Here is an 8,925-nt window from a genome sequence, read left to right as displayed (position 1 = left end):
CCTGGATGCCCGCAACCAGCTAACCCAAGATCAAACAAATACCTGACCAGTTACACTCGGCGTATCGCGCGGGATTTCTTACCCGGGGGTTTTCTCGGGCGTTGACGATCGGCCATCCTGGCGGGCTAGCAATACGGAGCGTGCCGGTATGGTCCGGTGCGTTCGAGGAGGAATTCGTGTTGCGTTCTCCCACCCGACGGGCTGTCGGGATGGCGGCGTCCGGGCTGGCCCTGTCCGGACTGGTGGCGGTCTCGGCCGCCACGCCCGCGGTGGCCGGGTTACCCGAGCACACCCGGTCCCCGGCCCGACACGTCCTGCTGCTGTCCGTGGACGGACTTCACCAGGCGGATCTCAGCGCGTATGTCCGTACGCATCCGGGTTCGGCGTTGGCCGGCCTGGTCGGCACCGGTGTCTCGTACACCCACGCGTCGACCCCGGTGCCGTCAGACTCGTTCCCCGGGCTGATCGCTCAGGTGACGGGCGGCAATCCGGCGACCACGGGCATCTACTACGACGACACCTTCAACCACAGCCTGCTGCCCGCCGGCACGACGTCCTGCGCCGGGGTGAAGCCGGGCGCCGAGGTCGCGTTCACCGAGGGCGCCGACCGCGACCAGAGCTCCCTCGACGCGGGGCAGGGTCTCGCCTGGGCTGCCCGGCAGCATCCTGTCCCTGACCGGGTCGCCCCAGACGCTGCTCGACCCGAAGACGCTTCCGGTCGACCCGTTGACCTGCAAGCCGGTCTACCCGCACTCCTACCTCACGGCGAACACCGTCTTCGAGGTGGCACGCGCCCACGGGCTGGGCACCGCCTGGTCGGACAAGCACCCCGCCTACGAGATCCTCAACGGCCCGTCGGGCACCGGCGTCCAGGACCTGTTCACCCCTGAGATCAACAGCACCGCCCTCGGCTACCCCGCCGGCGACGACTGGACGAAGGACAACGCGGCCACCGAGCAGTACGACGCGTACAAGGTGACCGCGGTCCGCAACGAGATCGACGGGTACGACCACGGCCGCACCCACCGGGTCCCGACCCCGACGATCTTCGGGCTGAACTTCCAGACGGTCTCCACCGCGCAGAAGCTGCCCAGCTCGGACGGGCTGACCGGCGGTTACCTGCCGGGCGGCACCGAGCCGGGGCCGCTGCTGACCCGCGCGCTCGACTTCGTCGACCACCAGCTCGGCGCCCTGGTCGCCGAGCTGAGGCAGACCGGTCAGGCGGACAGCACCGCGATCATCCTGTCGGCCAAGCACGGCCAGTCGCCGACGGACCCGAACGCGCTGACCCGCATCGACGACGGCGCCGTCATCAAGGCGCTGAACGCGGCCTGGGCGAAGGCGCACCCCGGCGCGGCCGACCTGGTCGCTTTCTCCACGGACGACGACATCCTGCAGCTGTGGCTGAGCGACCGGTCGCAGGCCGCCGCCGACTTCGCGCGGGCCTTCCTGCTCTCCCACGACGCCACCGGCAACACGATCAGCGGCGCCAGCCGCACGCTGCCCGCCTCCGGGCTCACCACGGCGTACGCTGGCGCCGCCCGCTACTTCGGCGTCCCGGCGAGTGACGTCCGCCATCCCGACGTCGTCGGCATCGTCGCGCACGGCGTGGTCTACACTGGCGGCAAGAGCAAGATTGCCGAGCACGGCGGCGCCGACCCGCAGGACCGCAACGTCCCGCTCGTCGTCATCCGGTGCCGCCGCCCACTCGGGCCGGGTCGACCCGGCTCCGGTCGAGACCACCTCGATCGCCCCGACCATCCTCGCGCTGCTCGGGCTCAACCCGAACGAGCTGAGCGCCGTCCGTACCGAGCACACCCGAACCCTGCACGTCGCACCGGCCATCCACTAACTCCTCGCGGACCCCAGACCAAGCCACGGGCGGGGTGGCTTGGTCTGGGGTTTACCCGCCGCAGCTTCGCATGGGCCGGTCGGTCTGTTCTGCCGGTGGCACACTGTGAGTGTGACCAACGGGGGCAGTTCGGCCGGACCCGCCGATGGCGGCGTGGTCTGGGACTTCTTCGTCTCATACACGCAGGCGGACCGGGGTTGGGCGGAATGGATCGCCTGGCAGTTGGAGGACGCCGGCTACCGGGTGCTGGTCCAGGCGTGGGACTTCGTCCCGGGCTCCAACTGGGCTCGAGGCATGGACGATGGCGTTCGGATGTCGGCGCGTACGGTCGCGGTCCTGTCTGGGGCCTACTTCCGGTCGGTGTTCGGCACGGCGGAGTGGCAGGCCGCCTGGGCGGCCGACCCGCTCGGAGAACAACGCAAGCTTCTGGTGGCCCGCGTCGAGGACTGTCCACGCCCGGGCGTGCTCGCCCAGGTCGTGGGCATCGACATCTTCGACAGATCGCAGGACCAGGCCAGGACGGTGCTGCTCCAGGCCGCCGAACTTGCCATCACCGGTGCCAGGGCCAAACCACCGACTCCTCCGCCGTTCCCAGCGGACACCGCGCCGTCGGCCGGCGCCACGGGCGCCACGGGCGGAATCCAGGTCGGCGACGTGTCCGCGCCGGACGGGCAGGCAGTCGGGGTCAACTACGGCCAGGTGGCCCAGATTCGGACGCCGCAGACGCAGCAGGGAAACAGCTAGCACCGGTGGCCACCGAGCAGGATCGGGTGACCGTTGGGGACGTGTCCGCGCAGGGTGGGCAGGCAGTCGGGGTCAACTACGGGCAGATGATCCACCAGTGGTTCGCGGGCGCGTTTCAGCTGCTGCGGCAGGCCACGATCCCGCTCGACCCGCTTCCCGGCGACCTGGCGCTCACCGATCCAGCCGAGCCGGGCAACCCGGTAGCCCGGTTCCGGGGACGCGCTGAGCTGATCGACCGGATCACCACCTTCCTCGCGTGGAGCGTGGCCCAGCGCCGGGGCGGCTACCTGCTCATCGAAGCCGAAGCCGGGATGGGCAAATCGGCACTGGCGACCTACCTCGCCTTCACCAGGGCCTGGCCGGCACACTTCACCCGTCTGGCCGAAGGCCGCACGCCCCAGACCGCGCGCCTCAATCTGGCCGCTCAGCTGATCGCCCGCTGGAAGCTCGAAGACGCCGCCCCCGGCGGCATCCTGCCCGACAAGGCGGACTCCACGGCCTGGTTGTACGGCCGGCTGTGCGAGGCCGCCGAACGTCGGGATCAGGTTGAACCCGGCACGCCGGTGGTGCTCCTCGTCGACGGCCTGGACGAGGCTCCAGCCACCGCGGCCGGCGAGCTTCCACTCGGTCTGCCGCCGAGCCTGCCGCCCGGCACGGTCATCATCGCCACCACCCGGCCGCGGACTGTCGCCATCCCCGCCGGGGCACGGGTGATCGAACGGATCGACGTCGAGAGCACGGCCAACCACCGCGATCTCCTCGACTACCTCGTCACCGTCACGACCACCGATCCGGCGATCGACAACGTGCTGCGGATGGCCGGGTTGGCGGCCGACCGGTTCTGCCGAACCCTGCTGGATCGTGCCGACGGGGTCTGGATCTATGCCCTGTCCGTGCTCGACCAGATTCGCGGCCATCGCCGCAGCCCCGCCGACGTCGACCAGCTCCGCGAGGGACTCGCCGGCTACTACGCCGACAACCTCACCCGCTGGCGCGCCGAACTCGGCGACGACGACTGGCGAACTCACGGCCTGCCGCTGCTGGCAGCGCTCACCGCCATCCGCGAGCCCCAGCCGGCCGCCACCCTCGCCACCTGGGCGGGCGTCCCCGAGAATGTCACCCGAAACCTCCTTCGCGGAATGTTCCGTCCATTCCTGGTAGTCCGACCGGACGGCGATCCCGACCGCTACCTGCCCCGCCATCAAAGCCTGCGCGACTTCTGCGCCGGCGCCTTGCTGCGCGACTCCGACGACGAGGACCTGCGCCACCTCGCGTTCGAGCTGAGCGCCGCGAGCCGCGCCGCCCACGGGCGCATTGTGGCCGCGTTCATCCCCGATGGGCCCGTCGACGCACGGGTTTGGCCCGAGGCGACGGGCTACGCCCGGACGAACCTGCCCGAACATGCCGCCCTCGCCGGGCTCCTCGACGATCTGGTCAACGACCCAGGATTCCTACGGACCTGTGACCCGGCAGTCCTCCTGCGCCATCGACGCGACCTGACGACGGCCGCCGGGATCGCCGCCGTCAACGCCTACGAACGGGCGATCGACGAATGGCCGGTCCACCCCGACGATCCGCTTGTCTGGTGGTTGCACATCTGGGCGTCCAGGACCCGTGCGACCGTTCTCGCCGAAACGGCGGCGCGCCACGCCAACCGGCCCTGGACCGTCGAGACCGCCATGTGGGCAGGGACCATACATCGCACCCTCGACGGGCACGTGTGGGCGTTGGCGCCGGTACCCCTGGCTGACGGGCGCACGCTGCTCGCCTCCGCCGGGGGGCATGACGGAACAGTGCGCCTGTGGGATCCCACCAACGGCCAACCAGTCGGCCCGCCGCTGACGGGGCACAGCGCCGCCGTGCGCGCGCTGGCCCCGATGCACCTTGCCGACGGGCGCACCCTGCTCGCCTCGGGCGGACATGACGCGACGATACGACTCTGGGGCCCGATCGACGGCCAACCGGTCTGTGCGCCGATGGATTGGTCACGGTGGGACGGTGCGCGCGTTGGTGGCGGTGCCGCTGGCCGATGGGCGCATCCTGCTCGCCTCGGGCGCTGACGACAAGACGGTGCGATTCTGGGATTCGGTCAGCGGCCACCCGGTCGGCCCGCCGCTGACCGGCCACGGCGGCCCGGTGGAGGCGTTGGCGGCCGTTGCGCTGGCCGACGGGCGCGCTCTGCTCGCGTCCGCGAGCCGCGGGTTGGTGCCGCCTGTGGGATCCGGTCAGCGGCCACCAGGTCGGCGCGCCGTTCGGCGGCGCACGCCCAGTCTGGACCACCAGATTGGTGGCGCTGCCGCTGGCCGACGGGCGCACCCTGCTCGCCTACGATGACGCGCACACGGTGCGGCTGTGGGATCCGGTCAGCACCGCGTCGGCCGGCACGCCACTGTCCGGCCACTCCGGATCGGTGAACACGCTGGCGACGGTGCCCTTGGCGGACGGGCGCACCCTGCTCGCCTCGGGCGGACGCGACGGGACGGGACGACTCTGGGATCCGGTCAGCGGCCAGCCGGTCCACTCACCGCTGACCGGCCAGGACGACCACGTTCAGGCACTGGCGGTCGTGCGGCTGGCCGACGGGCGCACCCTGGTCGCCTCCGCGGGAGATGAGTGGGACGCCACCGTGCGGCTCTGGGACCCGGTCAACGGCCAGGCATTCGGTATGCCCATGACCGGCCTCGACGGATCCGTCGAGGCGTTGGTCTCGGTGCCGTTGGCCGATGGGCGGACTCTGCTCGCCTCCGCCGGCTACGACGAGGTCGTACGACTATGGGATCCAGCCACCTGCCAGCCCGTGGGTACCCCGCTGATCGGCCACACCCGATCGGTGAACGCGCTGGCGACGGTGCCACTGACAGGCGGGCGCACCCTGCTGGCCTCCGCCGGAGGTGACAGGGTCGTACGGCTGTGGGATCCGGCCATCGGCTAACCAGCCACCGGTCGGCCGATGGTGGGCCACGCCGACCCGGTGCGGGCGTTGGTCGCGCTGCCGCTGGCCAGCGGCCGGACCCTGCTCGCCTCCGCCGGCGACTATGACGGCACTGTGCGCCTGTGGGATCCCACCACCGGCCGACCAGTCGATACACCGTTCAGCGGCCGCTCCGGGTCGGTGAACGCCTTGACGGCCGTTCCGCTGTCGGGCGGGCGCACGCTGCTCGCCTCCGCCGGCCAGGACGGAGCAGTCCTGGTCTGGGCCCCAGCCGCCTCTGGCACCCCACCGGTGCCGTAGAGCCGTTTCCGCCAGGCCCGCCTTCATCGCGGCTGCGACCTGCAAGAGCACCGCAAACATGGGCTCCGGTAGTTCGGCGCGCTCCCCGGCGCGCACATCGCATTCACCCGTTCTCCGACGGCACCGACGGTACTGGCCGCACCGGCCGCTACGCGTCGTCGCCGGGCGGGGTCTCCCAGCTGGCCAGGACCGCGGCCGGCTCCGAGAAGGCGGAGAAGTCGGTGGTCGCGCGGAAGGCGGGGAGCTGGTACAGGGCGCGGGCGTAGGACCACAGGTGCGGGTAGTCCGACAGCGGTGGCAGGGTCGCCAGGTCGTGGCGGCGGCCGCGGTAGCGGACCAGGGAGACCCACAGTCGTACGTCGGCCTCCGTCAGTTGGCCGCCCGCCAGGTACGGGGCGTCGGCGAGCCGGGCGTCGAGCCTCGCGAACGCGTCGAGCAGCGTCGCGCGGACGGCGTCGTCGTGCGCCGCCCGGTGCGCCCCGTGGTTCACTGCCGGGCCGATCCAGGAGTCGAGCTCGGCGATCTCGGCGCGCAGGTGCTCGGGGTAGGTGTCGGCGCCGTTCGACCAGCGGCCGAACTGGGTGGCCAGGTCGATGCCCAGGCTGGTGAAGTCGTTCGACACGACCTGACCGGTCTGGCGGTCCCACAGCGTCGGGACGGAGACGTGGCCGTCGAAGCCCGGCTCCGTGCGCTCGTAGGCGTCGCGCAGCAGGGTGAAGCCGTTGACCGGGTCCGGGCCGTGGCTCTCGCGGAACCCCCAGCCGCGGGTGTCGCGGGTGCCATCGACGTAGGAGACGCTGATGACGTCCTCGAGCCCGTGGAGCGCGCGCTCGAGGGTGACGCGGTGTGCCCACGGGCAGAACCAGCCGGCGTAGATGTGGTAGCGGCCCGGCTCGGCCGGGAATCCGCTCGACCCGTCCGCGGTGATCCGCCCGGTGAACCGGTACAGCGGCCGGGTGTCCGCGGGGTCCCATCTGATCGTGTACTCGCCGTAGGTCGCCACATCGGTCGGGCTGGCATACACCGGCCTAGTGGTCTGGGAGACGGCGGCGGCCTGGGACATGGAGCGTCCTCCTGGGGGCGCTGCTGGAGCGGCCATGCCGGTCGCGGCCCGTCCTTCTCAAGGCCGACGAGCTTTCCGCTATTCCGATCGGCCGGGCAGAGATGCGTGGACGGTGGCAATGGCCTGCAGCGCCACCAGGTCGGGGCTCGGCTGGTCGAGCAGCATGACCGTGCGCCACCTGCGGGTGCGCCGAACAGACGACGATCGGCCGGACCGGTCGGGCGGACATTGCCGTCGGTCCGGTGTCGATCCGGCGGTCGTCCGTTCGTCGGTGAAGATGAGGGGCCCGGCGAAGCGGGTCGCCGACGAAGGGGATCGCGTGATGGCGCAGTATCTGGTTCTGATCTACGAGGACGAAGCCGCCTCCGAAGCCGCCTCCGAGGCCGCCGGCCAGGCCGGCTTCGATCAGGTGATGAAGGAACACATCGCCTTTGGTGAGAACAACGCCGCCGTCATATGGGGCGGGAACGCCCTGCAGCCGGCCGGCACGGCCACGTCCATCCGCAAGGACGCGGCGGGCACCTTCACCGCCACCGACGGCCCGTTCGCGGAGACGAAGGAGGCCCTCGGCGGCTACTACCTGATCGAGGCGGCCGACCTGGACGAGGCGCTGGCCGTGGCGAAGCAGGTGCCGGCGCTGTTCGGCGGCGTCGAGGTGCGCCCGGTGAGGACGTTCGACTGACTCGTGCCTCAGGAGGCTTGAGGCGATGGTCGGGGACGGGAACGGGGCTGGTGCTGGGGACGCGGCTGGTGCTGAGGTGAATGCCGCGGTCGCTGCCGCTGTGGCGGACGCGCACCGCCGCGAGTGGGCCTTCGTGCTCGCTGCGACGGCGCGCGTCAGCCGCGACCTCGACGTCGCGGAGGAGTGCGTGCAGGACGCCTACGCCCGGGCCCTCAAGGTCTGGGCCGACGAGGGGATCCCGGCCCGGCCGGGGGCGTGGCTGACGACCGTCGGCGGGCGCTGGACCTGCTTCGCCGGGACGCGACGCTGCGGCGGGCGCTTCCGTTGCTGGTGGAGGACGCCGTGGAGCCGGAACCCCAGGTCCCCGACCCGGGCGACCCGCTGCGGGTCACCGACGACCGGCTCCGGTTGATCTTCATCTGCTGCCATCCGGCGCTCGCGGTCGAGGCGCGGATCGCCCTGACCCTACGGCTGCTGTGCGGCCTGACCACTGCGGAGGTGGCCCGGGCGTTCCTGGTCACCGAGACGACGATGGCGGCCCGGATCACCCGCGCCAAGAAGAAGATCGCCGCCGCGCGGATCCCTTACCGGATGCCCGCGGCACAGGAGCTGCCGGCCCGGGTCGATGCCGTCCTCGCCGTCGTCCACCTGCTGTTCACCACCGGCCACACCGCGCCGGCCGGAGCTGACCTCGTCCGCCGTGACCTGGTGCAACGGTCGCTGAACCTGGCGAGCATGCTCCGCACGCTCATGCCCGCCGACCCCGACGTGGCGGGCCTGCTCGCCCTGATCCTGCTGACCGACGCGCGCAGCGCCACCCGGGTCGGCCCGGACGGCCGGTTGCTGCTGCTGGCCGAGCAGGACCGCGGCCGGTGGGACCGGGCCGCGATCGACCAGGGGATCGGGCTGGTGCGGGAGGCGCTGCGGCACCGGCCACCGGGCCGGTTCGCGCTCGCCGCCGCCATCGCCGCGGTCCACTCCGACGCGTCGAGCTGGCCCGACACCGACTGGCGGGAGATCGTCGCGCTCTACGACCTGCTCGTCGCGACCTGGCCGTCCCCGGTGGTGGCGCTCAACCGCGCGGTGGCGGTCGGATTCGCGGACGGTCCGGGCGCCGGTCTCGCCGCCCTCGACATGCTGGCCGTCGAGCCGCAACTGGCCGGGTACGGCTACCTGCCCGCCGCCCGGGCGGATTTCCTGCGGCGGCTGGGACGCTTCGCCGAGGCGCGCGATGCCTACGAGGAGGCGCTGCGGCTCACCGACAATGCGGTGGAACGGAGCTTTCTTCGTGATCGGCTGCGGGAGCTCGATGACTGATGCGGTCGGGGCGGGTCGATCATCCGACCCGCCGC

12 protein-coding genes are annotated in these 8,925 nt (G+C 71.8%); 9 read left to right on the top strand and 3 right to left on the bottom strand.

The features are described from left to right. Positions 1-176 precede the first annotated feature (176 nt). The gene (locus G6R25_RS31860) at positions 177-890 is read left to right on the top strand and encodes an alkaline phosphatase family protein (protein ID WP_205447224.1); all 714 of its coding nucleotides are present in this window, start codon (positions 177-179) and stop codon (positions 888-890) included. Between the two features lie 21 nt (positions 891-911). Here G6R25_RS31860 and G6R25_RS31855 read toward each other — a convergent pair whose 3' ends face one another. After that, entirely contained in the window at positions 912-1,076 is a 165-nt protein-coding gene (locus G6R25_RS31855; RefSeq protein ID WP_205447228.1) for a hypothetical protein, read from the bottom strand. Positions 1,077-1,217: 141 nt separating this feature from the next. Beyond that, positions 1,218-1,520, bottom strand: coding sequence for a hypothetical protein (locus G6R25_RS31850; RefSeq protein WP_205447227.1), 303 nt, complete (start codon positions 1,518-1,520; stop codon positions 1,218-1,220). Between the two features lie 116 nt (positions 1,521-1,636). Between G6R25_RS31850 and G6R25_RS31845 the strand changes: the two genes are divergently transcribed. The 6 genes from G6R25_RS31845 to G6R25_RS18175 all read left to right on the top strand — a co-directional run bounded on the left by G6R25_RS31845 (position 1,637) and on the right by G6R25_RS18175 (position 5,828). Further along, positions 1,637-1,852: a hypothetical protein gene (locus G6R25_RS31845; RefSeq protein ID WP_136449347.1), complete on the top strand. Its 216-nt coding sequence runs from the start codon at positions 1,637-1,639 to the stop codon at positions 1,850-1,852. 105 nt (positions 1,853-1,957) lie between these two features. Continuing rightward, positions 1,958-2,596, top strand: coding sequence for a toll/interleukin-1 receptor domain-containing protein (locus G6R25_RS18195; protein WP_235826457.1), 639 nt, complete (start codon positions 1,958-1,960; stop codon positions 2,594-2,596). Positions 2,597-2,622: 26 nt separating this feature from the next. Next, positions 2,623-4,656, top strand: coding sequence for an NACHT and WD repeat domain-containing protein (locus tag G6R25_RS18190; protein WP_163553945.1), 2,034 nt, complete (start codon positions 2,623-2,625; stop codon positions 4,654-4,656). Then, a complete protein-coding gene (locus G6R25_RS30760; protein ID WP_419469376.1) occupies positions 4,565-4,930 on the top strand; it encodes a hypothetical protein in 366 nt (121 codons plus the stop codon). Before G6R25_RS18190 ends, G6R25_RS30760 begins: the two co-directional genes overlap by 92 nt. Further along, the gene (locus G6R25_RS18180; RefSeq protein ID WP_163553943.1) at positions 4,884-5,528 is read left to right on the top strand and encodes a WD40 repeat domain-containing protein; all 645 of its coding nucleotides are present in this window, start codon (positions 4,884-4,886) and stop codon (positions 5,526-5,528) included. Before G6R25_RS30760 ends, G6R25_RS18180 begins: the two co-directional genes overlap by 47 nt. Before the next feature lie 18 nt (positions 5,529-5,546). Continuing rightward, entirely contained in the window at positions 5,547-5,828 is a 282-nt protein-coding gene (locus G6R25_RS18175) for a WD40 repeat domain-containing protein (RefSeq protein ID WP_136449334.1), read from the top strand. 148 nt (positions 5,829-5,976) lie between these two features. Here the strand turns inward: G6R25_RS18175 and G6R25_RS18170 are convergent, their stop codons facing one another. After that, entirely contained in the window at positions 5,977-6,891 is a 915-nt protein-coding gene (locus G6R25_RS18170) for a glutathione S-transferase C-terminal domain-containing protein (RefSeq protein ID WP_163553942.1), read from the bottom strand. 118 nt (positions 6,892-7,009) lie between these two features. Here G6R25_RS18170 and G6R25_RS31840 point away from each other — a divergent pair, with 118 nt between their 5' ends. Both G6R25_RS31840 and G6R25_RS18160 read left to right on the top strand, forming a co-directional pair. Continuing rightward, entirely contained in the window at positions 7,010-7,573 is a 564-nt protein-coding gene (locus tag G6R25_RS31840) for a YciI family protein (protein ID WP_235948957.1), read from the top strand. Positions 7,574-7,828: 255 nt separating this feature from the next. Then, entirely contained in the window at positions 7,829-8,890 is a 1,062-nt protein-coding gene (locus tag G6R25_RS18160) for an RNA polymerase sigma factor (RefSeq protein WP_235948956.1), read from the top strand. Positions 8,891-8,925 lie beyond the last annotated feature (35 nt).

Origin of the sequence: Candidatus Frankia alpina, assembly GCF_902806485.1 — a bacterium.
GTDB lineage: Bacteria > Actinomycetota > Actinomycetes > Frankiales > Frankiaceae > Frankia > Frankia alpina.
The sequence above is the reverse complement of the archived record's forward strand: the minus strand, read 5'-3'. Positions and strand labels throughout refer to the sequence as shown.